25 protein-coding genes and 1 pseudogene are annotated in these 25,598 nt (G+C 43.7%); 11 read left to right on the forward strand and 15 right to left on the reverse strand.

Annotation, left to right across the window (positions count from 1 at the left end):
- The first annotated feature begins 75 nt into the window (after positions 1-75).
- Positions 76-255 carry a hypothetical protein gene (locus tag QUB20_RS12625; protein WP_333246557.1) on the forward strand — a complete coding sequence of 60 codons (180 nt, stop codon included), beginning with the start codon at positions 76-78 and terminating at the stop codon, positions 253-255.
- A gap of 14 nt (positions 256-269) precedes the next feature.
- On the opposite strand, the gene QUB20_RS12630 is transcribed toward QUB20_RS12625, so the two are convergent.
- Positions 270-1,001 carry a TIGR04283 family arsenosugar biosynthesis glycosyltransferase gene (locus QUB20_RS12630; protein WP_333246555.1) on the reverse strand — a complete coding sequence of 244 codons (732 nt, stop codon included), beginning with the start codon at positions 999-1,001 and terminating at the stop codon, positions 270-272.
- A 364-nt stretch (positions 1,002-1,365) separates the two neighbouring features.
- On the opposite strand from QUB20_RS12630, the gene ubiG reads away from it, so the two are divergent.
- The 5 genes from ubiG (at position 1,366) to QUB20_RS12655 (ending at position 6,746) form a co-directional block, all read left to right on the forward strand.
- Positions 1,366-2,211, forward strand: a complete 846-nt coding sequence (gene ubiG, locus QUB20_RS12635) for a bifunctional 2-polyprenyl-6-hydroxyphenol methylase/3-demethylubiquinol 3-O-methyltransferase UbiG (protein ID WP_333055436.1) — start codon at positions 1,366-1,368, stop codon at positions 2,209-2,211.
- 479 nt (positions 2,212-2,690) lie between these two features.
- The gene (locus QUB20_RS12640; protein WP_333140865.1) at positions 2,691-3,017 is read left to right on the forward strand and encodes a cupin domain-containing protein; all 327 of its coding nucleotides are present in this window, start codon (positions 2,691-2,693) and stop codon (positions 3,015-3,017) included.
- 162 nt (positions 3,018-3,179) lie between these two features.
- The gene (gene fldA, locus QUB20_RS12645; RefSeq protein ID WP_333246553.1) at positions 3,180-3,692 is read left to right on the forward strand and encodes a flavodoxin FldA; all 513 of its coding nucleotides are present in this window, start codon (positions 3,180-3,182) and stop codon (positions 3,690-3,692) included.
- A 150-nt stretch (positions 3,693-3,842) separates the two neighbouring features.
- The gene (locus tag QUB20_RS12650; RefSeq protein ID WP_333246551.1) at positions 3,843-4,580 is read left to right on the forward strand and encodes an alpha/beta hydrolase; all 738 of its coding nucleotides are present in this window, start codon (positions 3,843-3,845) and stop codon (positions 4,578-4,580) included.
- A gap of 192 nt (positions 4,581-4,772) precedes the next feature.
- On the forward strand, positions 4,773-6,746 hold the full coding sequence (locus tag QUB20_RS12655) for an ATP-binding protein (protein ID WP_333246549.1): 1,974 nt from the start codon (positions 4,773-4,775) through the stop codon (positions 6,744-6,746).
- 191 nt (positions 6,747-6,937) lie between these two features.
- Here QUB20_RS12655 and QUB20_RS12660 read toward each other — a convergent pair whose 3' ends face one another.
- From QUB20_RS12660 to QUB20_RS12675, 4 genes are all read right to left on the reverse strand, one after another.
- Entirely contained in the window at positions 6,938-7,204 is a 267-nt protein-coding gene (locus tag QUB20_RS12660) for a FeoC-like transcriptional regulator (RefSeq protein ID WP_333246547.1), read from the reverse strand.
- 65 nt (positions 7,205-7,269) lie between these two features.
- Complete coding sequence (gene feoB / locus QUB20_RS12665) at positions 7,270-9,609, reverse strand: Fe(2+) transporter permease subunit FeoB (protein WP_333246545.1); 2,340 nt, start codon at positions 9,607-9,609, stop codon at positions 7,270-7,272.
- Positions 9,609-9,851: a FeoA family protein gene (locus QUB20_RS12670; protein ID WP_333246543.1), complete on the reverse strand. Its 243-nt coding sequence runs from the start codon at positions 9,849-9,851 to the stop codon at positions 9,609-9,611. Before QUB20_RS12670 ends, feoB begins: the two co-directional genes overlap by 1 nt.
- Positions 9,852-10,010: 159 nt before the next feature.
- Complete coding sequence (locus QUB20_RS12675) at positions 10,011-10,388, reverse strand: FeoA family protein (RefSeq protein WP_333246541.1); 378 nt, start codon at positions 10,386-10,388, stop codon at positions 10,011-10,013.
- Positions 10,389-10,878: 490 nt separating this feature from the next.
- Here QUB20_RS12675 and QUB20_RS12680 point away from each other — a divergent pair, with 490 nt between their 5' ends.
- Complete coding sequence (locus QUB20_RS12680; protein WP_333246539.1) at positions 10,879-11,787, forward strand: alpha/beta hydrolase; 909 nt, start codon at positions 10,879-10,881, stop codon at positions 11,785-11,787.
- Between the two features lie 81 nt (positions 11,788-11,868).
- Here the strand turns inward: QUB20_RS12680 and QUB20_RS12685 are convergent, their stop codons facing one another.
- The 5 genes from QUB20_RS12685 to QUB20_RS12705 all read right to left on the reverse strand — a co-directional run bounded on the left by QUB20_RS12685 (position 11,869) and on the right by QUB20_RS12705 (position 17,620).
- Positions 11,869-12,312 carry a DUF4079 domain-containing protein gene (locus tag QUB20_RS12685; protein ID WP_333055424.1) on the reverse strand — a complete coding sequence of 148 codons (444 nt, stop codon included), beginning with the start codon at positions 12,310-12,312 and terminating at the stop codon, positions 11,869-11,871.
- A gap of 201 nt (positions 12,313-12,513) precedes the next feature.
- On the reverse strand, positions 12,514-13,308 hold the full coding sequence (locus QUB20_RS12690) for a WecB/TagA/CpsF family glycosyltransferase (protein WP_333168610.1): 795 nt from the start codon (positions 13,306-13,308) through the stop codon (positions 12,514-12,516).
- A 441-nt stretch (positions 13,309-13,749) separates the two neighbouring features.
- Positions 13,750-15,120, reverse strand: a complete 1,371-nt coding sequence (locus tag QUB20_RS12695) for an O-antigen ligase domain-containing protein (RefSeq protein WP_333238270.1) — start codon at positions 15,118-15,120, stop codon at positions 13,750-13,752.
- A 589-nt stretch (positions 15,121-15,709) separates the two neighbouring features.
- Positions 15,710-16,861 (reverse strand): glycosyltransferase family 4 protein, encoded by a 1,152-nt coding sequence (locus QUB20_RS12700; RefSeq protein WP_333246536.1) that lies wholly within the window; start codon positions 16,859-16,861, stop codon positions 15,710-15,712.
- A 597-nt stretch (positions 16,862-17,458) separates the two neighbouring features.
- A complete protein-coding gene (locus tag QUB20_RS12705) occupies positions 17,459-17,620 on the reverse strand; it encodes a hypothetical protein (protein WP_333291391.1) in 162 nt (53 codons plus the stop codon).
- A 347-nt stretch (positions 17,621-17,967) separates the two neighbouring features.
- On the opposite strand from QUB20_RS12705, the gene QUB20_RS12710 reads away from it, so the two are divergent.
- Both QUB20_RS12710 and QUB20_RS12715 read left to right on the forward strand, forming a co-directional pair.
- Positions 17,968-18,111: a hypothetical protein gene (locus QUB20_RS12710; RefSeq protein ID WP_333246534.1), complete on the forward strand. Its 144-nt coding sequence runs from the start codon at positions 17,968-17,970 to the stop codon at positions 18,109-18,111.
- Between the two features lie 100 nt (positions 18,112-18,211).
- A pseudogene (locus QUB20_RS12715) lies at positions 18,212-18,439 on the forward strand (ATP-binding protein); the annotation flags it as partial.
- 28 nt (positions 18,440-18,467) lie between these two features.
- On the opposite strand, the gene QUB20_RS12720 reads toward QUB20_RS12715, so the two are convergent.
- From QUB20_RS12720 to QUB20_RS12730, 3 genes are all read right to left on the reverse strand, one after another.
- Positions 18,468-19,157: a CPBP family intramembrane glutamic endopeptidase gene (locus tag QUB20_RS12720; RefSeq protein WP_333291392.1), complete on the reverse strand. Its 690-nt coding sequence runs from the start codon at positions 19,155-19,157 to the stop codon at positions 18,468-18,470.
- Positions 19,158-19,420: 263 nt separating this feature from the next.
- Positions 19,421-19,966, reverse strand: coding sequence for a hypothetical protein (locus QUB20_RS12725; protein WP_333246530.1), 546 nt, complete (start codon positions 19,964-19,966; stop codon positions 19,421-19,423).
- A gap of 1 nt (position 19,967) precedes the next feature.
- A complete protein-coding gene (locus QUB20_RS12730; protein ID WP_333246528.1) occupies positions 19,968-21,302 on the reverse strand; it encodes an AAA family ATPase in 1,335 nt (444 codons plus the stop codon).
- 74 nt (positions 21,303-21,376) lie between these two features.
- On the opposite strand from QUB20_RS12730, the gene QUB20_RS12735 reads away from it, so the two are divergent.
- Positions 21,377-22,966 (forward strand): Hsp70 family protein, encoded by a 1,590-nt coding sequence (locus QUB20_RS12735; protein WP_333246526.1) that lies wholly within the window; start codon positions 21,377-21,379, stop codon positions 22,964-22,966.
- A 73-nt stretch (positions 22,967-23,039) separates the two neighbouring features.
- Positions 23,040-23,867, forward strand: a complete 828-nt coding sequence (locus QUB20_RS12740) for a DUF1963 domain-containing protein (RefSeq protein WP_333246524.1) — start codon at positions 23,040-23,042, stop codon at positions 23,865-23,867.
- A gap of 189 nt (positions 23,868-24,056) precedes the next feature.
- Here the strand turns inward: QUB20_RS12740 and QUB20_RS12745 are convergent, their stop codons facing one another.
- Positions 24,057-24,578, reverse strand: coding sequence for a L,D-transpeptidase (locus QUB20_RS12745; protein ID WP_333246522.1), 522 nt, complete (start codon positions 24,576-24,578; stop codon positions 24,057-24,059).
- Between the two features lie 101 nt (positions 24,579-24,679).
- Positions 24,680-25,318, reverse strand: a complete 639-nt coding sequence (locus QUB20_RS12750; protein WP_333246520.1) for a bifunctional 4-hydroxy-2-oxoglutarate aldolase/2-dehydro-3-deoxy-phosphogluconate aldolase — start codon at positions 25,316-25,318, stop codon at positions 24,680-24,682.
- Positions 25,319-25,598: the final 280 nt, after the last annotated feature.

Raw genomic sequence — 25,598 nt, forward strand, 5'->3', positions numbered from 1 at the left:
GAAGAAATCAGTTCACTATCTTCTTACACTTTCATTCTTGAAGCTTTATTCTATGCAGCTTCATATTAAATTGGTATGAATCATTTAGGATTGCTATATGTGTTGTTAGTGTTTTATAAGTTTATTGACGCGGTAAATCCCCTGCTGAAGCTCGGCTTTTTAGTTACGGGGACTTTGTTAGGTTGTTGGGCGATTATTTATCTGTTTCTAGCAGTTTTGCCCAAAAATTACAGCCAGTACATTTTGGGAATTTAATCAAATTTTTTGTTTCAGCGGATGTCTTCATAAAACTGCTTGAGATACCGGGGAGAAACGCCAAAGCCCCACAAAAAACCAATCGCAAGATAGATGGCAATTGCTTTAAATTCGCCCCAAATCGCAACTCGTCGATCGCTACTTTCCACTACCCGATTGACTAACTTAAGTCTCCCGCGTCGCACTAACTTCAAACACAAATCCGCTTCCTCCATAATTGGCAGCGCAGCATCGAAACCCTCGCATTCCCAAAAATCGGTACGGCGGCAAAAAATAACTTGGTCGCCAAACAGCAGGCGCAATCCTTGGAAAAATAAATGAGGTCGAAATAGCAGCGGCGCGTAATAAGTTTTGAGGTAATTGTGGAGGGAAAAACCCCATCTTGTTTGCTGCGAACCAGCCATCAGGGAGATAAACCCGCCGCCGGCAATTTCGGCATCGGACAATGTTTTCTGGATGACTGCTACAATGTCGTCGGGAACTAAAGTATCGGCGTGCAGAAAGCACAGAATTTCACCGGTGGCGACTTGAGCACCTAAGTTCATTTGCAGGGAACGTCCGGCTATACTGCTAGAAATAACGCGGATGCCGGCGGAAAGTGCGATCGCCGTTGTGTCGTCTTGACTGCCGCCGTCTACCACCAACACTTCCCAAGCGGGAGGATTAAGGATGCTGAGTTGGCGGAGGGTGCGTTTCAGACAAGTCGCTTCGTTGAGGGCTGGGATGATAATAGAAACGCGATCCATCTGGTTGAAATTTATGCCAGAGCTATTATAATAAAAAACTGTGGCGATTCACAACTAACGAGAACATAGAACTTACGCGCGCGGATTCAGAAACCTGGTGTCGGCCTGCGAACTCGTCAATCGATTTTCGATTTTAGATTTTAGATTTTCGATTGACTTGCGCGAGATAAATGCGGGGGCTTGAGGATTTTCGATTGTGGATTGATTCCACGGGTAAATCACGTGGCGGGTACCACCTTTGAAATTCTTGGTCACGAAACATCCGATTTTCTACAGAAATTGGTTTTTTTGGCGTCAGTCCTATAAAATCACGCAAAAGTGCAATCGCCATCTATATTTTCCACTAATCAGGAATGAAAAAATCGTGCAGAAAACAGAAGTAAAAAATGATTTAGAATTTTATGATGAAAATGCTGATAATTGGTGGGACGAAAAATCTAAAATCTATGCTCTTTACCACCTAAATAAACCCAGATTTGAGTTTTTTGACAGACACGCGACTAATTGGCAAGGGCTGAAAACCTTAGATGTCGGGTGCGGGGGCGGCTTTTCTTGCGAGTTTATGGCCGAGAGAGGTGCTATTGTTTCTGGAATAGATCGATCGGAGAAATGTATTGTAGCCGCTCAAAATCACGCAGTTACCAGCGGTTTTGAGATTGACTACAGGCAAGGTTTTGCCGAAAATATGCCCTACGATGACAATACCTTTGATGTGGTAATTTGCGTGGATGTTTTAGAACACGTTGCTGATTACAAACAAGTTGTGTCTGAGGTTCACAGAATTCTGAAGCCTGGAGGATTGTTCTTTTTTGATACCATCAATCGAACTTTTTCCTCGCAAGTGGTGATGATTGGCCTGATGGAAAATATTTTGCAAGAAATTAGGCGGGGGGTTCACGATTGGGAAAAGTTTATTACGCCGGAGGAACTGTCTGCGGTAATGCGAGATACGGGTTTTGGCAATATTGAAATTAAAGGTTTTGATATGTTTGGAGAAATGGGTTCTGTTTTAGCCCAGATGCACGGTTTTTGGGGGAATTTTACACGCGGAAAGCAGTTGTTTCCTTCCGGGGCAGTTTTCAAACAAGCGGCTCAACTTTTAACAGTTAATTTCGCTAACTATATTGATTACAAAAAGTCTGGGTTGTTTAAAATCCAAATCAATGAGGATACGTCGATTATGTATGTTGGCGTTGGGGCGAAGAATTAGTCAGTTAATTGTTAACTGTTGTCATTAGGGGCGAGTTTGAGACGGATTTTTGCGATCGACAAATCCGGCTATAACCCGCCTCTATTGCATTTTTTAGGGTACGCACGCAGCGGTACACCTTATCCTGTTGAGTGCAATACACATATTCCGTAGGCACTGCGCCGTATCCTTACTGTATTGCGGGCAATTGAGAATTGCTATATTGGCGATCGCACTACAAACCTAATTTTAAGAACTAACTGCAAATAATTACCAACTATTTTTTAAGTTAAGCGCTTACGCCGTGCTGTCTGAGCGTCCCAAAATACCGCCCAGTCTTAGTTTGGGGCTGCTCGCGTTGAGCGGACACCTGGCTTTACAGCATTATGTAACAAATCTTAATGTTTTACTCTTGACAATTTCTATAAATTGCATGGTAGCTTATTGAATATTAATTGCAATAAGTGCCGGAAGTTAACAGTACCTGGAGGTCAATCACCGTGACAGCAGCAATAGTTTCCGCATCCGCCGATCGAATCAGCGACGGACAACCCGCCGACAGCCAAAAACTGATGAGTTTGGGTAAAAATTCCGAAATACCTGACCTCGATAACTCCAAAGATGTAACCCTCGCCGTCTTAGAAGGAGGGGGAACTCTCACGGTGTGCGATCGAACAGTCACTTTAAAACCCGGAGTATTTGTGTTTGTACCCGCAGGCATCCCGCGCAGTCTAAAAGTACAAACGACGCTGAATCTGTTACTAATTGACTGCGAAGCAGACCCAGATATGAGCGAGTCAGCTTGGTTGATGAATTTTCAAATTTAACCCAATGAAAAAACAGTGTCCTTGCTGTCTTGACTCCCTGATTTCTCAGGTTTGCCACAATCGCGTCTACTGTTTTTGCATGAATTGCAGGCAGGAAATGCCAAATCCTGACTCAAAAAAAAGAAATCTCAAACCCTGTCAACTTCTACCTTCGGAGTAACAATGTCGAAATCAATTGGTCTTTTCTACGGAACTACAACTGGCAAAACTGAGTCTGTGGCTGAAATGATTCGGGATGAATTTGGTGGCGATATCGTGACTTTGCACGAGATAGGCAGCATTGAAAATGATGATTTTGCTGAATACGAATGTCTGATTATCGCTTGTCCGACTTGGAATATCGGCGAACTGCAAAGCGACTGGGAAGGCTTTTTCCCAGAACTTGATGATATTGATTTTAGCGGCAAAAAGGTGGCTTATTTGGGAACTGGCGACCAAGAGGGCTACCCGGATAATTTTATGGATGCAATGGGGGTTTTGGCTGAGAAAATCACGGAACAGGGCGGCGAAACTGTTGGCTATTGGCCGATAGACGGCTATGATTTTAATGAATCTAAAGCGGTAGTTAATGGCAAATTTTTTGGTCTTGCGATCGATGAAGACAACCAATCCGATCTGACGGAAGCACGGGTAAAATCTTGGGTATCTCAACTCAAGACAGAATTTGGGATCTAGGATTAATGGTGGGCAGGTTTTGCAATTACTCGTTACCAGGATCTGCCTCCAATTTTACTCCGCGATGCAAAGCCTTTGGAGATCGGTTCCCAAGAAGAGTCTGGGAACCAGTTAAAATTATTAATAGCTCCATTTTCTAACTTAAAAGTGATGAGATATACTTCAGATGATGTGCTATGGCTAAGTGCCAGTCCGAGTTTGCAATTATTCGATATTTCTCTCATTAACTACTTAAATCAGTCAGTACCAATACAAATATGGGAATACGAACAAACGGAAGATGAAGCTTGTTCTTTAGATGTCGCCGTTGAGCTACTACATCACTATTTGAAAGCGCGGAATAGCCCAATTCATCTAATCGGTCACAGTACCAGCGGACTAATTGGTTTAATGTATGCCCGCCGCTATCCTCACAAAGTCAGCTCTTTGGGACTTTTAGCTGTCGGCTTGCCATCTGCTATTAATTGGCAAGCTCATTACTATACACATCTTTCTGCTTTTTCCTGGAGCCGCAAACAAATTTTAACTCAAATGGTTGGCGATATGTTGGGAGAACAAAATCAGTATATCAATCAAAGATTTGTATCATATTTTGAAGAAGATTTAGCACTTTCGCCTTCGCCTCACTCGTTATTTAGTACGACTAATTTATCCGATGGGGGTGTAGAAGTACCTTTGTTGTTATGCAGTAGCAAGACGGACTTTGTAGTATCTCCTATTGTCATGCGCCCCTGGCTTAAGTTTCTGAAAAAGGGCGATCGACTTTGGGAATGTAAAGATGGTAGACATTTTTTTCATCACTTCTATCCAGAACAAGTTGGGGAAGAAATACTAAACTTTTGGCTGTCTCTACACAGCCGCCAACCGATTTTAGATTTGAGGTTCTAGATTCGCGCCACTATTGAGATAAATAACTAACAAGTTTTGGGGTGCTAAAAGCAGTCTCCTCGCCAGCCTGCCAAAATCTACTACAGATTCAACTCTTTATATATCAAGACTTTGCAGCAGTAGCAGCTCCCCGTAATGAAAATTTACGGTTAATGTATTATGATATATTAATGAGTCTTATTCTTAATAATTATGAAAAATATAAGGAGTGCGATCGAGGGCGACAACAGCTCAATCAAGAGCCCGCCGTACTTTCGAGTACCGCTGAGCCTCAAAATTATCGTGCCGTTTCTAAGCGTATCCGTCACTCTATTGTTATTAGTCATACACACAGTCAAAATCGGATTTGCCAACACTCTCGAAAAAGGAGTGCGCGATCAAGTTGAAAACCAAGCATTTTTAGCCGTGCGAGACTTCAAAAGTCGATCGACTCAATTGATAATGCAAGCCAAACTGCTATCAGAAGAAGCCGAACTTATTCGCGCTATAGAAAAGAAAAACACAGACATCTTGCGTCAAGATATATTATCTCTAAAAACCACATTTAAACTAGATTTAGTCAAAGTAGTAAACGGGCGGGGCGAAATGGTAGCAGAGTTGCGAGAAGATTCGCTCATACATAAGAAGTTAATCAATAGCGCAGCGATAAATTCAGCACTTAAAGGCTTAGAAAAGTCAAATTTTGTCAGCATTGATGGCAAACCGCAAGCATTGCTAGTAGGATTTGCACCGATTAGAAGCAAGAATAGGATAATTGGTGCTGTACTCGTAGGTGACTTAGTGACAGACGAACAATTGCATAAAATCAACATTGACACTAAGAGTAAAAACTACTTCGCAATCTTTAAATCAGGAGAATTAATTGCTACTGATTTTCCCCAAATTCGCTCTAAATCTTGGAAAAAACCTACACCACAGACATCGACTACTAAAATAGATATTGAGCGCCTGTCTTACATAATGAAAACGGTAGAAATCTCCGAAATAGGCGATAGCATAGCTCTAGGTGTGTTTAGCCCAATGGCGACAGTGCAGCAAACGCAATTAACTTTATCTCAACGGCTAGATAGTTTCTTTTGGGCAGGGGTAATTCTAGCCACGATTGTTGGTGCTGTAGTTAGCCGAATCATCGGAAAACCAATTCTAGATTTAACTCAAAATGTGAATTGGATGGCAAGCAATGAATACTTTTCTGGTAGAGTACCCATTCCTTCCTCTGATGAGGTAGGTCAACTTGCGGAAGCTTTCAACTGTATGATAGAACAAGTAGAAAATCGCGATCGTACACTCAACCTACAATTGCACCAACTGCAACAAACGCTTCACGATTTAAAAAATGCCCAATCTCAACTAATTCAAGCCGAAAAAATGTCCAGTTTGGGGTTGATGATGGCTGGTATTGCTCACGAAATTAACAACCCAGTTAACTTTATTTATGGCAACCTTTCTCACGCTAACCAATATACTCAAGACTTGCTCAAGCTTGTAGGACTTTACCAGCAGGAATTTCCGAATGCAAGCGCGCCGATTCAAGACTGCATCGAGGAAATTGAACTCGACTTTTTATCAGAAGATTTGTCGAAGTTACTATCTTCGATGAAAATGGGTACTGAGCGAATTCAGCAAATTGTTTTGTCCCTGCGAAACTTCTCTAGGTTAGATGAAGCTGAAATGAAACCAGTCGATATCCATGAAGGAATTGACAGCACTCTATTAATTTTAAATAGCAAAATCAAAACAGCGATTAAAGTAATTAAAAATTATGGGAAATTGCCCTTGGTAGAGTGCTATCCGTCGCAGTTAAACCAGGTATTCATGAATATCATAGCCAATGCTGCTGATGCACTGTTGAGCAATCCAAATCTGCGAAACAATGAGATTGAAATCCTCACAGAAATAGCAGGAGTAAATCAAGTGGTGGTGAAGATTAGAGATAACGGTAATGGGATTGACCCGGATGCAATCAATAGGCTATTTGACCCATTTTTTACCACTAAACCTGTGGGTAAAGGAACTGGTTTAGGGCTGTCAATTTCCTACCAGATAATCGAGAAGCATCAAGGGAAAATAGAAGTGAATTCGGAAATAGGGCAGGGAGCAGAGTTTGTGATTTATTTGCCGATTAAAGCCCGCACCCAAGAAGCCGCTTGTTTGTGCCAGAGTTAAGACAGTTGCTTGAATTGAATATCAGTTAGCTATTTGATTAGAGGAGACGGCATTGCCGTATCCCTACCGCAAAATAATCATGAACTCGCGAGGAGGAAACGGCAGTGCCGTTTCCCTACCCCGATTAATTGTAGGGAAACGGCAGTGCCATTTCCTGATTTCTGAAGTCCTTACTACGAAATTAATATCACTTAATGGCAAGTTGCAGAAACGGGCTCTTTTGCTGACACCAACTCGCCAGGATTTACCCATACATAAATCTCCGTTGCATCGTCGGCGCAACTGCCACACCCGCCGCATTTTTTGGCTTCTGCCATTTTGCTAATTCTGCCTTTGCGAATTAGGCGATTTAACATTCCGCGCAAAGCATCACCATCCATGCGAAAGTGGATTTTTAGATCCGCGATAGAGGCTCTTTTGTTGTCAGCAATAAATTTTTGGATTTCGCTTAAAATCATGGCTTTTCTCCTTTGTTTGATTCTTAAACGTAGTTAACAGTTAACAGTCAACAGTCAACAGTCAACTAACTACTGATTGCTGCGCGTCGCTTGGGGCGTATTGCACCGATCATTTTTAATCCCGCAAGTGTCAGCGCCATAGCTATTACCAGTCTCACTACCCAAATAACTGAAGATTCTGGATGCTCTGCATATGTCGCGACTTGATAATAGAGGACTGCAATCCAGTAACCTAAACCAGTAGTCCATAAGCCTGCGAATACAGTCCATCCCAAGTTAGTTTCGCGGTAAAGCGCAGCCGTTGCGGAGACGCAGGGAAAGTACAGCAATACAAAAAGCAAATAAGCAAAAGCTGCTTGATTGGAAGCGAACCGCTGGGACATTTGTCCGTAGGTGCTACCAGAGATACCTTGGTCTTCTTCCGCTTGTTTTTGGTCGGTAATATTAGTAGAATTTAAGCCGAGGGGATCGAAAAGTTGACCGGGAAGTTTTGTAAGATTCTCTGGTATGCTAAAAAATGCTTGGCCGATATTTCCCCAGAAACTAAATTCTTCTTCTTTCTCCGGTTCTCCACTTGCTGCTTTTTGTTCGTCTGCTAGTTGGGTGTACAAGGAATCTAAGGTTCCAACCATTACTTCTTTGGCAAATATTCCTGTTAGCAAACCGACGGTGGCGGGCCAGTTTTCTTGGGTGATTCCCATTGGTGTAAATACAGGTGTTGCCGCGTGGCCGACTGCACTAAGAATTGAGTCTTTGCTGTTGTCTTTGCCGAAGGAACCGTCGGTGCCCACTGAGCTCATGAATCCTAGTATAACCACCATGATCACGATCGCAATTCCGGCCTTTGTGATAAAAGCTTTCAGCCTGTCCCAAGTACGCAGCAGCACTCCTTTGAGCTTGGGAATGTGGTAGGGTGGCAATTCCATAACAAAAGGCGCGGCTTCTCCTTGGAGGATGGTATTCTTGAGGATTAGTCCGGTGAGAACAGCGGCTAGAATTCCGATTAGGTAAAGTCCTAATACCATGTTTTGACCGCCGACTTGGAAGAATGCGCCGCAAAATAGGGCGTAAACTGCTAATCTGGCACTACAAGACATGAATGGATTCATCATAATCGTCATTGTGCGATCGCGCTTATTTTCTAATGTCCGCGTCGCCATAATTCCGGGGATATTGCAGCCGAAACCTACCATCATCGGCACAAAAGATTTACCAGGAAGTCCGACAAATCGCATCAATCTGTCCATCACGAAGGCAGCCCGCGCCATGTAGCCGGAGTCTTCTAAAACAGACAAACACAAGAACATCATCCCAATTTGGGGGATAAATGTAGATGTGGTTTGAATGCCACCACCAGCACCTTTTGCGAGAAGTCCAATCAACCATCCTGGTGCGCTGATACTTTCTAAAAGTTTAGCGAAACCATCTACAAAAATTGTCCCCAAGGCGATGTCAAAAAAGTCGATAAACACTGCACCAACGTTAATCGAAATGGTGAACATTAGGTACATTACCGCTAAGAATACGGGAATGCCTAAGAAACGGTTGAGAACAATTTGGTCAATTTTGTCGGAAACGTTGGTTTTGACTTCCCTAGAACATTCGGCGACGCCTTGGGTTAGGTTGCGGATGAAGGTGTAACGGCTGTCGGCGATGATAATATCGAGGTCGTCATCGAGGGTTTCATGGACTCGGCGGCGGTGCGGAACGACGATTTTTTCGAGTTCTGTACTGGCGAGTTCGGGGGCGACTTCATCCTGATATTCTAACAGCTTCAGGGCTGTCCAGCGGGCATCGACGTTGCGATTTGGGCTGTGTTTTTCGATGTGCGGGATGAGTTGGCCGATCGCATCTTCGATCGCAGCCGGATAAGCGACATAGGCAGATGGTACGATCGGCTGAGACAGCGCCCGATTAATCGCATCACGCAACAGAGGCACTCCGTCATTCGAGGAAGCACTCATCGGCACTACCGTACAGCCGAGGCGTTCTGCAAGTTTATTGACCTTGATTTTGAAATCCCGTTCTTTGGCAACATCCATCATGTTCAGCGCCAAAATTGTCGGTACGCGCATCTCCAAAATTTGGGTAGTGAGATACAAATTGCGCTCTAAATTAGAAGCATCAACAATATTAATAATTAAGTCAGATTCCCCAGATAGCAAATAATCTCGCGCTACCAATTCATCGAGTCCAGTATCTCCATCTTCCGCATCAAGAGAATAAACTCCCGGTAAGTCAACAATCGTAATTGCTAAACCATCGTGAGTGTATTTTCCCTCTTTGCGTTCGACAGTTACTCCTGGCCAATTACCTACTCGCTGGTTAGCACCGGTCAGGGCATTAAACAAAGTACTTTTGCCGCAGTTAGGATTGCCCACCAATCCAATAATTTGCTTAGTCATTATTTAACCTCTTCTACAAATAAAGTTTTAGCTTCATCTTGGCGTAAACTGAGTTTGAAACCCCGCACGAGGATTTCGATGGGATCTCCCAAAGGTGCGTAGCGGGTGATAGTAAATTCAGTTCCCGGTGTCAATCCCATTGCCAACAATTTGCCTTTGTAGGCGCGGGCTGTTTTCTCATAGCCAATGACGCGGCCGATTGCGCCGACAGCTAAATCCCCTAGTTGTTTTTTCTCGTTCATCTGTTGTTTGAATGCAGTCTAAATTGGTAAAAATTCAATGAAATTTCAGAATCTGTGAACATCTCTCTCTTCTGGAGACTCTGCGCCCTCTGCGCCCTCTGCGGTTAATAAAAAAAATCTTTTTACCAATGAAATAGGATTGCTGTAGATGCAATTTTTTTATGGCAATTTTGAATTCCTACACATAATTTTCTGTGCCATCCCTGCCCCCAAACCGATGCGGTTGTCCCCAATTGCCACGATGACGGAACCGCCAGAGGTGCTGACGATTTGAATTTCAATAGTGGGGACTAATCCCATACCAATCAGACGGCGTACCGTGCCTTCTGAACCTTTGAGTTTGACAATCTGCAGTGTCTCGCCGATGCTTGCCATTGGTAGGGGAAATGATTTACCTTCACCCAAAGCAGGCTGAGTTTCTGTGCTGCTGTCTTCGCTTTGAGAGACTTCTGGTGTCTCGCCGTAAAAGGTGAAACCCCCGAAAGACTTGGGGTTTAACTCTTGCTTCTGTTGGCTGTATGCTTGGTTTTGTTTCATGGCTCTTCTCACAGTCGATCGGTTTTAGCAGCAAGTTTTTTGGCGTTACTTCCCGAAAATAATTGAGATTAATTCTCAATAAATTTTACACCGCAGTCCACGCATCGCCAAACTTCGGTTGTCAGGCTACTTGTTTTCTGGGGAGATTTCGGATACAGTTGTTCCCCGCGATCGGAAATTTGATGGTTTTTTTGCGATCTAGAGTTGAAATCTCTCTTAGGTTAGATGCCAATTTGCGGTTAAATTGCGCGATGGTCAAACTTACTGCTCTTAAGCATCTTATCTGAAAAATTGTTTATTAGCAAGAATTCTCAAATATATTAACCAGAAACAGAATCAGCCATTGGTGGGACGGCGCGATACTAAATATCGATCGAATTTTAATGACTCGCCCCAACTCCTAAAATAGCGATCGAGCAAGCATATATACTTAAATGTTAGGGCGGACAGAGTGGCATCGCCCCTACCGATTCACAATTTATCAAGAATTATGCCAGCAAGTTTTCTGCCAAAGTCGATCGCACAACTCACAGAATCTACCTCAATTGCCTTAGCCCAAAGCATTCAACGGGAGGCAATTACAACTCCCCTATCTTCTGAACCAATTGCCACAACCTACGTGCGCCAAGGCAGCGGCAACACACCGATTTTGCTACTTCACGGCTTCGACAGTTCCTTGTTTGAATTCCGGCGCCTGTTGCCACTGCTGGCGGCCGAAAATGAAACTTGGGCGGTTGATTTGTTGGGTTTTGGCTTTACAGAAAGATCGGCCGGTTTGGCATTCAGCGCGAGGGCAATTGAAAGTCACCTTTACTATTTTTGGAAAACGCTAATTTCGCAGCCTGTAATCTTAGTCGGTGCTTCAATGGGAGGTGCAGCAGCAATTGATTTCACTCTCAATTATCCCGAAGCTGTAAAACAATTAGTGTTAATAGATAGCGCCGGTTTCGCCATCAGTTCTAATAAGGGAAAGTTTTTAATTCCTCCTTTAGGATATCTAGCAACTTCATTTTTACGCAATCCCAAAATTCGCCAGCGAATTAGCGTCAATGCTTATTTCGATAAAAATTTGGCTTCTGTTGACGCTCAAACTTGTGCTGCTTTGCACTTGGAAATGCCCAACTGGAATCAAGCTTTAATTGCGTTTACCAAAAGCGGCGGTTACGGTGGTTTTGGGGGAAAATTATCGCAAATTCAGCAGCAGACGCTGATTTTGTGGGGAAAACAAGACCGGATTTTGGGGACGGCGGATGCGGAAAAGTTTGCAAGGGCGATCGCAAATTCTCAACTAATTTGGATACCCGACTGCGGGCACGTTCCCCACTTAGAAAAGCCACAGATTACCGCGCAGCATATTTTAGAATTCATCACCAAAAGCGGACTCACGCAAAAAAATTAAACCTAGGGTGCGCTGCGGCGCACCTTACATATATGGTTTCCCTGGAAAATTTGGTATAGTTTGAGGTCAAATAGACAGGTTTCAAACTTTCGGCAAATACTTTTGTACGATCGTCCATCCTGTGAGCAACACAGTCACAAATCCCCCAAACAAGGCCAAATTAGTGCCGATGTGGAGGGGGCGGGCCCAAGGATGTTTAGGGCCAATTTGCAGCCCGCTTCCAACAGAAACCAACACCAAAGCCACAACAGCTAACCCCGCCGGTAAATGAGCCGAGTGACCCAAATTGCCGTAGTATCCTAGCGTACCGACTACACCAATTCCCAGCAGTAAAATTACCAAAGTCGCCATCCCCGCACCAGTGGCTAAATGAAAGGGACGCAGCCATTTTGGGCGCGGTTTTTTGGTACTCCTAGCGGCAAACATCCACGTTCCAGTAACGGCCAGCAACAGGTAAGCCAACAGGGAAACACCCATTGACCAAGCCGCTATTTTCCACAACCACAAGAAAGAAGGCAGATTCATCGGTTGCATCCCTAATTAGGATTTTCCACAAAAGGTTTCTTTCCGATTTTACCTGGACTTGAAAGCAAAAATGAATTATTTTGAGATCAAGTGCGATGTACGATCGGACTATCCACAGATTGCATCAGTCTTACCTTGAAGTCAAACCCACTTTCTCCGATACTCAGCTTAATTTACGCTCGATATTGGTGGAGCACCTTTTTAGGAGCCACCTTTCCATTCTAGCTGGCTGGTTTTGCTCTCCATGAAAGGCATTTTATAAAACCCTAATTTTTGTTCTAAGATTAATCGGAAAAAAGGCAGACCTTCAATCAAATATCTTTTCCACAACCTTCTCGGTTCACTTAACAGTCGGTACGCCCATTCTATGCCGACTTCGCTCATCCATTTGGGGGCTCTGGCTTTGCAACCAGCTTCAAAATCAATGGTTGCACCTACTGCTAAGAAAATTTTGACGTGTGTTAATTTGCTCCTGTATTTAACCAGCCACTTCTCTTGTTTTGGCGCTCCCACTCCGATAGCCAGAACTGTCGCTCCTGATTTATTGATCGCATCAATTATTGTTTCACATTCTTCCTCATTTTTTTCAAATCCAAAAGAAGGAGAAAGTGCTTCAACTACTATTTCTCTACCAATTTTTTGGTTAATTTTTTCCTGGGCTTTCCTAGCAATACCTTCAGCCGCTCCTAGCAAAAATATTTTAATCTTCTCGTTATCTTTGTGATACATATAAAATGCAGGGAACAAATCCGAACCAGAAATCTTTTCTTTGAGAGGAGTACCCAAAAACTTGGAGGCATACATCAATATTTGACTGTCGCAGACTCTGTAAGTAGATGTATTGTAAGCTTCATAGAAGTCGCGGTCATACTGCAACTTAATCAAGTGGTCTACATTTGGTGTAAATACGACACCACCTTCGCCGTCGAGTTTTTCAAACAACTCTGTGATTGACAAGTTATCTATCGAGACATTCAATAAATTAACTGTTTTCATTTATTATGCCCTTCCCGGTTTATATTAAACTACAACTCAAACTATTATAGCCCACAATACAGTTGCGTGTTGTAACTAGGCGCTTCAGTGAACATAGTCTTCTCAGTATATCCTCCTATGCCCTACCTGTCTAGTCAGGATTTTTAAAGATTATGTAAAGAATCAGCTCGTTTTAGAAAAAGTGTATAAAGCCAATTTTTAAGTTTATAAGTCGCAAGACAGTTTCAAGTAAAAAGCCATCCAGTGCTAATACTTGTTGAAGCATTGCAAATGAATGTAAAAAAAAGAGTTTATGAGATTAAGAGTTTAACCTAGTGACAAATATCTGGCAACTTCCGAACGGGATTTCATCCAAAAGTGGTAGATTTTTGAGTTTTTGGTCTCTAGGGAAGGCAATATAGTCTCCAGCTTGAAGTGAAGTGGCGATCGTATTCCTGAAAATCATCCTGATTTTTGGTGAACCAGCGAATGTCTTCTTGGTGGCGAACTGGTTTTCTTGGCCTTAAGACTTTCTGGAGCTTTTAAGACGAGACCCGATATTCCTCCAGCAATCAGCGCAAAAATCGGGTTAGTCATAGCATTCAAAACACAGTCAAACACGTACATAGTTAAGGCTACTCCCAGGACGGCAGCGGGCGCTACTTTGGGATTTGACCAGGTTCTGGCGGGATACTTGAACAGGGTAAAGACGATAACAGGAAGTAACAAAGAAGAAAATAAACTAGCTAAACCGACTGCACCGTTGACGCCAAATGCAATAATCCATAAGCTGTCGGTGACCGAGATATCTTTACCCGACTCGTCGTAAACGCGGTTTCCGCCGGAATCTCCCCAGCCAAAAAGAAATCTTTGCCGCGCTTTTTCCCCCAAAATCTCTTCCATGTCAAATCTAAACTTCAGAGAGGCGGAGCGTTCTTCGCCAAATATTGGAGTGATGAAGTCCATCACGTCTTTGCTCGAAAATTGACCCGATGCAGCGACGTACAGATAAAACACTATATATCCAATTATGAATAGCAGGGGCAAAGGGGTGCGAAACCACTTTGCAGAGAATAATACGAGTAACCCCATTGCAAATAAACTGTAGGCGCCAGTAGAACGGCATAGGAAAAAAGCGATAGTTAATATAATTGCTAAAGTCTTGATGTTACGACCCTGAAACTTTTTGAGCGTCCCAGTTTGCCAAAGCCAAAGTGCGATTAAGGCGGCTGTCATCATCCATAGACCCACCATCAAACCGTGCTGCATAAATACTACCGGTCTCCACCCCCCCAGGCGCCTTGCTTGACCCCAGTCCTCAAAGGCATTGACGCCGTAAATCATTAGGTGCAGAATTGGGCCCCTAACCCCTTCAACTAAAGTAAAAGGAATGTAGGCCAACCCACCTGCAAAAATCCCGATCGCCAATTGTCGCAGCCCGTCTAAACTACCTAGATACAAGCGTCCTAAAAAATAAGGCAGACCCCAAGTAACGATTTGGTTGATAGTCGGAGAAATTGGACTGCCGCCATTACTAACTTGTGAAACAATTGGACACAAACAGTAAATTACCACTGGCACGTCCAGCCAACCGGGCTTAAAAGATGTCAGGCGCGCAGGATCGTAGATAAGAGTCCCCAACAAAACGCCGTAGCAAGCAGCAGAGATTTTGGTATAGGATGGCAATGAGGGGATGGGATAAGAAGCTTGCGGCAAAAACAGCCACCCTACCACAAAACTTATAATTACTGCACGCTGAGCCGGAAACCTCACAAACAGGTAACAAACGACTGGAATAAAGCCGAACAGAGCAAGTGGGATTAATGCAACCATAGGTATTTTTTGGCAGTAAAATTTTAGAAAGACAACTCAAATTGCCCGCTCAAAATTCTTGATTAAACGATCGCCCAACCCCAATCTTTTCAATCAACCTCAATTTTACGTCTTGTTGGTTAATTGTGCCTGACGTTCCAAAGCAGTGTACAGTGCCGCATCGAGGAGATTAGTTGCATCGTCCATAACAGCAAGTTCGCACTTACCAGCCTATTTTTGCCTTTTCTGCGGGGTGCGGATCTCTGCAGGAGGCGATCGTCACTTGATAGTCTAGCCGATCTTACTTTGTCGTCAGGGACTTGTCCCAATTACAAATGGGCAGATGTTTGATGACTAGACAAGTTTAACCTGTAACGGAGCCAGCCTTAAAACCTCCGTCGCCCTCTGGTTCAGATTGTGGCTGAGCAATTTATAACCAGTATTCCCACGTCGGTGCGGTCAGAACTCGTGTCGAGACTGCTGCGTAGAAAACAGGAGGCGGGCGATTTTAGTTGTGGCAGAAGAAACCCACCAGAGGATATTGATTTTCTCCCGAGAATCCCGCACCTAAAACGCCCGTAGCGCCGAGTTTCAAATGGCGGCGCGGCACTTAGCATCGAACTGGAATTTTTTCCTTCGCAGAGTAGGGAGAAAAGGAATCTACGTTAACGTCGCGCTGTTTAGATTTGTCTACAGCAACTTTCAATGCCGCTTCAAAATGATCCGTGGCATCTTCCCAAGTATAGTTGTTCACCTTGGCATAGGCGACTTCGGACATGGCTTGCCACTTGGAATTTGGCATCTGACAGATAGACTCTATGGCTTTTGCCATTTCTTCGGGATCTTCTGGTCTTACAAGTATGCCAGTACCGCCGCTCAAAATTTCAGGAGCAGCACCTGCTGGGGTACTGATGACGGGAGTGCGGCACGCCATCGCTTCGATAATTGGCAAGCCGAAGCCTTCTGAGCGGCTCGCCAGCAGCCAAGCATCGCATTTGCTGTAATAGTCTTTGATTTTGTCTTGGTCGGGTTGAATTACATACTCGGCATTGGCCGGTAGGGGCAATTCCGAGGATGGGGCCCCTGTACCGAAGGCAACCAGACGCAGGTTGGGGATCTTTTCGGCCGCTAGGGAAAAAGCTTTGAGGGCGATGTCGGTTCCTTTCCAGTAGATTGTAGAGTACATTAGGCCAACTGTAGGAACCGATTGTTTGTTGCGAGGACAGGCGTAAAATTGCTTGGTGTCCACGGTAGGAGGAGCTAAGGAAACTTCGCGATCGCCATATTTAGTCCGAGCTAGGTCAACTAACCACTCAGAGATCGTAATTTTGTGCATGGGCAGCATCCAGGTTGCTTCTACTCTTCCTTGAGGTAGATAGTCAAAAATTTCGTGGTGCTGGATAAAATAAGCTTTTGCTCCTTTGCTAGGAGAGAGTTTGGCTACCCACTCGGCGGTTTCCCACCAGGTGGCCACTACTACGTCAGCGTCAGGTACATCTTTGTCTTCTACGGGGCGGTAGCGATCGGTAATTTTGTGTTCTACACCTAAATTATCGAAAAATGAGGGTTCATTTTCAGGTGGGGAAATCCAACCCCCTCCTCGCAGCAGCGACTTGACTTGCTGGCGCATACTCGGCTGGGGACTGGGTACAGAGATGACGAACACGGAGTGTCCTCGCTTTCTCAAAAGTTCTGCGAAAATAGATATTACTCGTATTCCACCAGTTAGAGACAGAGTAGGAAGAACAAAGGTGATTTTCATTTTTAAGTCCCGCTGAAGACTTTTACTCGCTTTCGGCGCTGCTAGCAGCGCTGATGTTAGAGCCCAAAAGGAAAGAGGGGCGGGTGAATATTAATTACCGCTTTCCTGGTGTTTACATAGAATCCAACCGATCGACTGTTCGCAACACCCCAATATCTATCTGCCACAACTTGAATGTCGTTGCATTGATCATAAGGATTGATGTTAGCCAGAAACAGTTCCCATCGGGATAATTTGCAGATCAGCGAAAGTTCATCCCGAAGATAGATACCTCATCAAATAGAAGCTTGTTTCGCGACAAACACCAAGCTCTATAACACCCTCTGTTCAAGATAACATCATTTTATCCAACAGATAGGAATGTACGGTAAACCGAATATCAGCAAACTTTTAATGTGAGGGATAAAGGTAGCATCTGCAACAATATTCAGTAGATTGACATCGCCTTTGGCAAAATTTTATACTGGATTCAAGAGGGGACTTCTTACCTTGAGAATGTTGATTGATCCATTAAAATAACAGATATAAATACCATCAGTGGCTGTAATTTTTTGGTAAATGTGCTGTAGGTATTGCTTGACACAATATCCTATTTGGTCAAGATTCATAGATGGTGGTTTTCTCAGAAACCTGCGGGGGCGCGATCGCGCGAATCATCGTCGTGGAGCCGCGAATGAGGGGATAAAGCCGATTTTTAAAGCGATCCCCCTCGCCCTCAGTTTTCGTGTGTTCATAAAAAAACCTAGTTGATGCGTCCACTGTTTTAAAAAATAGGTTTCCCAATCGTGCTACAGAACATAGAGTTTCACCGATATAAATTTAATTAGCGGCATGAGTTTTAAATTTGTTAATAAAAGGCGATCGCCTGAAAAATTTGCCACAAGAGACTGCCACTGCGGGGCAGAGTATATGTAGCGTTCCTGCCCAATTCCTGTCTAAGTAATTACCGTAACAAAACTTCAGCAGCAAATTATCAAATGACCCTATAAAGATCAAAGGAATACTCAAGGTGGATCGGCCTATATCGTGCAAACTTTGACTCCTAAGTAGTAGCAGCAGCTTCGTGGAATGTATCAAGCGATTTCGCCTACAAAAAATTTCATGTTATGAAAGCATCATTTTTCCTAAGTTGGCAATTCCCGATGACAATCGGTGTGATCTTGGGGGCCGGGCCGCCGATGCTGGTAGCGATAGGTTGGCCTGTTTTTATGCAGCTAAAATTATGCGATCGCCAGCAAAACCAAACCTAGAATTAAAAGCAGATGCCTGAACGGAAAGCATCTTCCGGTGGGAAGATATGAACTTCGATTATTGCACAGCATCAATCAATAGCCGAGTTCGGATATTCCGGCTGCTGAAGAATGGATTAGTTTCACAGTCAGCGATACTGGAATTGGAATCAAGCCAGAGCAAATTGAGAGAGTATTTCAAGCTTTTACGCAAGCGGACGATTATACTCCTCGCAGGTACGGCGGTACGGGTTTGGGACGGGCAATCGCCCAGAAATTCTGTGTGATGATGGGGGGAGATATTAGTCGGGAGAACGAGTTGGGAAAAGGGTCAATGTTTACTGTATAATTGCCGACGATTGTAGCTGAAAAAGCAGCTAGTTAAAAAGGATTTGCCAACCAATAATTGCCAGGGCTAAATCTGCGATCGCGTGGCTGATATAACTCGACCAAAGCGAACGGTAAGTCAGATAAGAATGCGACCAAATTATCCCGGCGGTGAAGACAGCTAAGGAACCTAAGATCACAGCCTGCCAGTCGCTGTAAGCTGCGATTACAAAAATGTGGTGGAGGGTGAAAAATAGCGAACTCAGAAATATTGCTTTTGTACCCGGTATGAGAATCTGGCACTTGTTGCAGACAAACCACCGCCAAGTAAATTCTTCAATCAGCGAGTTAACTAGCACAAAATATGCTTCGACAATCAAGTAAATAGTAGGGCTGCTAATACCTAACTGGTACGATTTTTCTTTAGCAACTACAGGATCGATCCAGTGCTGACCAAAAAGGCTATAGATACCCAGAATTACCGCAAACATGAATATTCCCCAAATAGATCCAGCCAGCAATTCTTGGGGCTTGGGCAGGGATAAACTGAGCTTTTTGCGATCGACAAAAACAGACCACGCGATCGGAAAAACCAGCAACCAAACTTGACAAAAGACTGAGAGTGTTTGTCCCCAGCTTCCAGGGGCAAGATACAAGGCTGCTATGATACCGATACTAGCGGCAGGGACAAGCAGTGTTAAAGCCAATAGTGCTGTTTTGCGATCGCCCATGTCCAACATTTTGCACGATTCCTTAAAAAATTGGATTGAGATCAAAGGAAAAAGCTTGGTGGCGGCGGACAGATTATACCACTTTCAAGAAACAATGCAACTGTAGGTCAGTGTTCCAAACCCTTATGCAGTCAGTCATTCTCACGTTTTTAATCTAAAAGGTATGAGTTGTGTGCAGTTTATAAAATTTGCGTTTATTTCTTGAAACTAAAAATTGGTAAAATGGCGATCGCACGGACGATCCTACTAACCCGGAATTACTCTAAATCTACTCAGTTGTCTGGTTTCTGAAATCCGAGCGATCGTTCTATTTCAGGCTCAGCACCATTTTGCAGCCAATCAAGGGGTTTTTCTGCTATTTGGGCCGGGTTTACCCATATAATATCTTTAAGCCGATCGACATCTACTGCTACTTTAGCAAAACTTTGTCTCACTTTGTTATCAAGTGAAATTACTGTGCGATCTGTAGCGATCGCAGCTTCCACCAAACGCAAATCTTTAACCATTACTTCCCGCTCTTTATCGCTCTCGGCTATTGCTTCAACTTGACACCACAAATCATTATCTACCGCGATATCGCAGATACATAGTTTCTTCTTTGCCACCATCCGGCGCAGCCATATACGAGCAGATTTTGATTGATGTTTGTGCCACTCATCTCTAATATCTGGAGTCATCACAACTCGGTGAGAAAGATCCAAGACAGCTTCGAGAAAATCCCGACAGTAAACCGATATGGGATAGGTTGCATCTTCTCCACCAGCAGCACGCGCAACAGAAGCATCTATTACCAGGCGTTTAGAAACTTTATCTGCCATGTTAACGCTTCCACAAAACAGCTTCTGCTGCATCCAAATAGCGGTTTTCTAGATGCAAAGAAACATCGCCCAAATCTTCAGGCCAATCTCCAAAAGCTCCCGTCTCGTCTAAATCGGCACTGCTGACTTCTGTAACACCATCGTCGCGCCGTTTAAACCAGTGAAGTTTTACTAAATCCGGTAATATTTTACCCTCGGCAACTAACGATTGAACTGCTAAAAGCAGCAATTCGCTGTGAGTTTCTAGAACAACTCGCACACCTCTATTTGCAGAATCCACTAAGATTTGTGCTAAAGCAACTTGAGCGCGAGGATGCAAGTGAATTTCTGGCTGTTCTAGATAAACTAATTGTCCTGGTTCTGCTACAAGCAAGGCAACTAAAACAGGCAAGGTTTGCGATACTCCCAAGCCAACATCAGCAATACTAACAGTATCGCTTGCACTCCCGCTGCGGGATAAACGACCTACTAGCAGTTCAATTTGTACGTCATTAATCTGTCTGGCTTCAACTTTCCAGTTAAGTCCTAATAACTCAAAAGCTTGACCCAATTTTATCAGTCGCTCGTCTTTTGTTTCTTGCCAGTAATTAACTATACTAGCAACATAATTTTCAAAAAGACCCGGAAATTCACTGCCAACTCCTGCGGTATTGTAGGTGCGTCCTGGATTGCCTCTCAACCCGGGAACGTGGACTATGCGGCGAATATGTTTGGGGAAATTCGCCGAATAGGGTGAATCAAACTGACTGTCGCCAAATTGCAAATCTAGAAAACATCGGACATTACTCACACTCAATAATGGCGGTTCTTCGTAGGAATTATTATCTAACAATAAAGTGTAAGTTTCAGCCAGATATTCGGAAATAATTTTCAGCAATTCTTGATGCTGCATTCCGGGAAATATAGTAATATTTTCACCATCGTAATAAGGAATACAGTAAGTCGCTTTAACAACTTTAATCCCGTGCTTTGGCTGCTTTCTGAATAAGCTGATAAAAAAATTATCTGTGTCTATATTCAGCCTGAGAGAAAACTCATCCCTGTATTTTTCTGGAGAAAGTTTAGACAATACCTGTTCTGCTGATGTAAATTTAACATTAGGCCCGTCAAGTTTCAAACCACCTGGGTCGTAAGGGGCTTCTAGCGTTTGCTTCATCAGCAATAGTGGCTGCATGATGCTAGACTTACCAGAACTGTTGGCACCGGCTAGAATTGTCAGCGATCGCACTTCAATCTGGCACTCTTCGTAAATAGACTTGTAGCCGCATACTGCAATTTCAGTAATTCCCTGTACAGGCTCTTCGTTCTCGGTTTCAAAGAAAGTGGATTGAGTCATAATATTATGTTGGTCTTTGCCGCTCCAAATACCATATTATAATCTAATCCCTAGTAGCTGTGTATTTTGGCTGAATGACGATCGCAATTGATTTTGGAACTAGCAACACCGTCGTCGCTCGCTGGAATCAAGTCCTCCAGCAGCCCGAAACTTTAAAATTACCGGGATTGTCGGCAATCTCGGCTCAAAATCCGCCCCTAATTCCCAGTTTACTCTACGTTGAGGACGCTGCTCAAAGTAAAGTCATACTCGGTCAGCAAGTCCGCGACAAAGGCCTGGATTTGAGTGGAGATTCTCGGTTTTTTCGCAATTTTAAGCGGGGAATTGGCACTTCTGTTCAGGGTTTTGTGCCGGAACTTGACGGGCAACTTATTACTTTTGAACGAGTAGGTGAGTGGTATTTGAGCCAAATTGTCAACTCAATTCGCGAAGTGCCTTTGCCGATCGACTCTTTGATTTTTACAGTGCCTGTAGATAGTTTTGAAGCTTACCGCCATTGGTTGGGCAAAGTGTCTCAATCTCTGCAAGTAGAACAGGTGCGGATGCTGGACGAACCTACGGCGGCTGCTTTGGGTTACGGTTTAGCCGATCGCGAAAATCTGTTAGTCATTGATTTCGGCGGCGGAACTCTCGATCTTTCTTTGGTGCGTTTGGACGCTTCCTCCAACAAAAAGCCCCTCGGTTTTATTCTCAAGTGGGGCGAAAAGCTATTAGCTGAATCTTCAGCGCAAAAAACAAAAGTTGCGCGGGTTTTGGCTAAAGCCGGACAAAATTTAGGCGGTTCTGATATTGATAATTGGCTGGTTGACTATTTTGTTCAAACAAAAGGGCTGGCAAAATCTCCGATTACAACGAGATTGGCAGAACGGTTAAAGATTCAGTTATCTTTAGTAAATCAGGCAGTTGAGGTTTATTTTGATGATGAAAATTTTGAGAGTTACGAATTAGAATTAGATCGATCTCGTTTTGAATCTATCCTCGGTGAACATCAGTTTTTTGACAAACTCGACGAGTGCATGAATCAAGTATTGCAGCAAGCGCGGCGCCAAGGCTTAGAAATTGGCGACATCGACGCAGTTTTGCTAGTTGGCGGTACTGTACAAATTCCCGCTGTTCAGCGTTGGGTGCAGCAATATTTCGAGCCGACAAAAATTCGCTGCGACAAACCATTTGAGGCGATCGCCCAAGGTGCTCTGCAACTGAGTCAAGGCATAGAAATCAAAGATTTTCTCTATCACAGTTACGGCATTCGCTACTGGAACCGCCGCGACAATTGCCACAGTTGGCACAGTTTAATCAAATCCGGCCAGTCTTATCCGATGAGCGAACCCGTAGAATTAGTCTTGGGAGCTTCTTTAGAAAGTCAGCCAAGTATAGAATTAATTATCGGCGAATTGGGAGCGGAAACTGGTGGCACGGAGATATATTTTGACGGCGACAGGCTAATTACTCGCCAACTCGCGGGCCAAACATCGGTACAGCCCCTAAATGATAAAGAAGGAGCCCGCAGCATCGCTCAATTGACGCCGCCTGGGTATCCGGGGAGCGATCGTATCAAAATCTTCTTCCGCGTTGACGAACAGCGCTTTTTGCGAATTACCGTGGAAGATTTGCTGACAAATCAAACATTGTTAGAGGATAAACCCGTGGTGCAGCTAAGTTAAGGATAGACTTTACAGGTAAGGTGCGCTTCGGCGCCCCCTACGGATTACCTTCAAAACAAATTGTTAAAAGCAGATGAATTATAAATTAGAATTTCCACTCTCTCCCGAATTAGAAAAGTATCGCGACAGAATCGAAGCTACCATTAAACCTTACATCGAAATTCAAACCCAGAATAATGATGACGTTAATTGGTGGCAGAGTAAATTTGGGGGATTTCCTTATTTACCTAAAGGCTTTGAATATCCCAAAAGTTGTGACGGTAAATATTTATTTTTGCTAGCGCAACTCAACTTTGATGAAATACCGCCTTTAGATGGTTTTCCCGATCGGGGAATTTTGCAGTTTTATATAGCCGACGATGACTTATATGGTTTAGACTTCGGCAATTACGCGAATGTAGATAACCCCGCAGTCGAGCAAAAATTCAAAATAATCTATTTTCCTCAGCCAGACCTCCAAGTTGAAAACATCATTACCAATTATGATTTTTTGCCGCAACCAGAATCTTTTCCTGTTAATGGCTGTTGCGGCTTGCAATTTACTAAAAAATATGCGCCGATTAGTACCAATGACTACCAATTTACCGAACTTTTAGGCTCGGAAGTCGGTGAGTTATTTATGAACCCTGAAATTGAGGATGAGTACCTAGAAATATCGCAACCCGTCGGTCATAAAATAGGTGGTTATCCTGATTTTACACAAGAGGACGTAAGAAAATATAGTAGTAACTCCGAGCAAAAACAAAAACTAGATATTCTTCTCTTGCAAATGGATACCGATGGCAATGAGACAGTAGATATCATGTGGGGAGACACTGGTGTAGGTAACTTTTTTATTGATGAATCAGCACTCAGAGAATTAGATTTTAGTAAGGTTTTATATAATTGGGATTGTGCTTGAAGGCAGTAATGAAGTAAGCAAGCTAAAAAAAACCAGAACTGATGAACTCCGATCGAAGAAACCGGGTTTTTGACCGAATCTACGGCTGTAACGCAGTATTTCCCAAAAAAAACCGGTTTCTGACCACCGGTGCATAAGTTCTAATAATGTTCGGCTATGCCCGATGCCCGATGCCCAATTCCCAATTCCCTAAACCTGAGATTTGTGCACCACCACCGGCGTCCCCACCGAGGCCCATTCAAATAGCCATTTAGCGTGATTGACAGCTACATTTGTGCAGCCGTGAGTAACGGGATTGCCAAACAAATTGTGCCAGTAAGCGCCGTGAATTGCCATGCCTCCGTCGTAATACATTGTATAGGGAACGTCGGGCACGTCGTAGTCATCCCCAGTCATTCTAGTAACGCGGTGTTTGGTTTGAACGGCAAAGGTTCCCGTGCGGGTGGGAGTCGATGATTTGCCACTGGAAATAATCACGGCGTAAACGGGTGTATTTCCTTCCCAAGCTATTAACCTTTGTCTGGATAAATCTATTTCAATCCAGCGTTCGCTGGATTGCTGCAACAGCATAATTTTATTGGCAATTATGTTGTGCTGTTCGCTGGCAAATGCGGTCATTGAACCGCCGCAGAATGTAGCAACTGTTAGGGCGCAGCCGGCACAGAAAGTTCCAGCGCGGCGGAAGTAAATTGAGTTAATAATGCTGTTCATTTCTCACACCTCGTACTATTTTAGATTTTAGATTTTAGATTTTAGATGGGCTTGTCCTATTTTAGATTGTAGATTTGAAATGTGGGATTTGGAAACTGGACTTAACAAGTTGTTAAGTTTTGGGAGAGAGTTCGGGCAATTTGGACGATCGCCCGCCAATCGCGATTTTCCACTAAGTGTTTAGGAAATAAGTCTCCGGCTAAACCCACGGCGATCGCCCCGGCGTCAATAAATACTTTCGCATTTTCCAGCGTCACCCCGCCAGTGGGAATTAAAGGAATGTTTCCCAGGGGGCCTTGCAGGCTTTTCAGGTAAGCGGCGCCTCCCAAAGCCGATATCGGAAATACTTTAACGCAGGTAGCGCCTGCTTGCCACGCGGTTACAATTTCCGTGGGAGAAAAAGCACCGGGGACGATCGGCACTCCGGCGTCAACGGCTGTTTTAATCATAGCTAAATCGGTGTGCGGAGTAAAGAGAAATTGAGCGCCGCAGTCTATTGCTTGTTGCAACTCTTCTAAGTTTAATAAAGTGCCGGTTCCAATACTAAAAGTAGGGAATTCGGAGCGGAGTTCGGCAATTAATTCAGCAGATTTGTGGGTATTCCAAGTAATTTCAATAAACTGGATTCCTCCTGCTGCTACCGATGATGCCATCTGCCGAGCGAGTTCTTTTTCGGAGGAACGGATGACTGCGATCGCGCGGTGTTTTTTTAGTAGTGTCAACCAAGATTGATGATTCATACAATTTTAGATTTTAGATTTTAGATTTTAGATTTGGGAAGGCTCCCAAATTGTAAACTCATATGATTGTGACTCGCATCTAATTTTAATACAGGTTGCTAACTTCGATATATGGCAATTTACAATATGTGCGGCGTTCAATTTTTAACGGACAATCTAGGCAACAAAACCGCTGCAATTGTTGACCTCAAAAATCACAGAGATTTTTGAGCTGACGTGCTGGCTGAATGCGGCGAACCGACAGATTTTCAGTTTTTATATCAATTCCTGTTGTATCGGA

The sequence above is a fragment of the Microcoleus sp. B4-C2 genome, assembly GCF_036705265.1.
In the GTDB taxonomy this organism is placed as follows: Bacteria; Cyanobacteriota; Cyanobacteriia; order Cyanobacteriales; family Microcoleaceae; genus Microcoleus.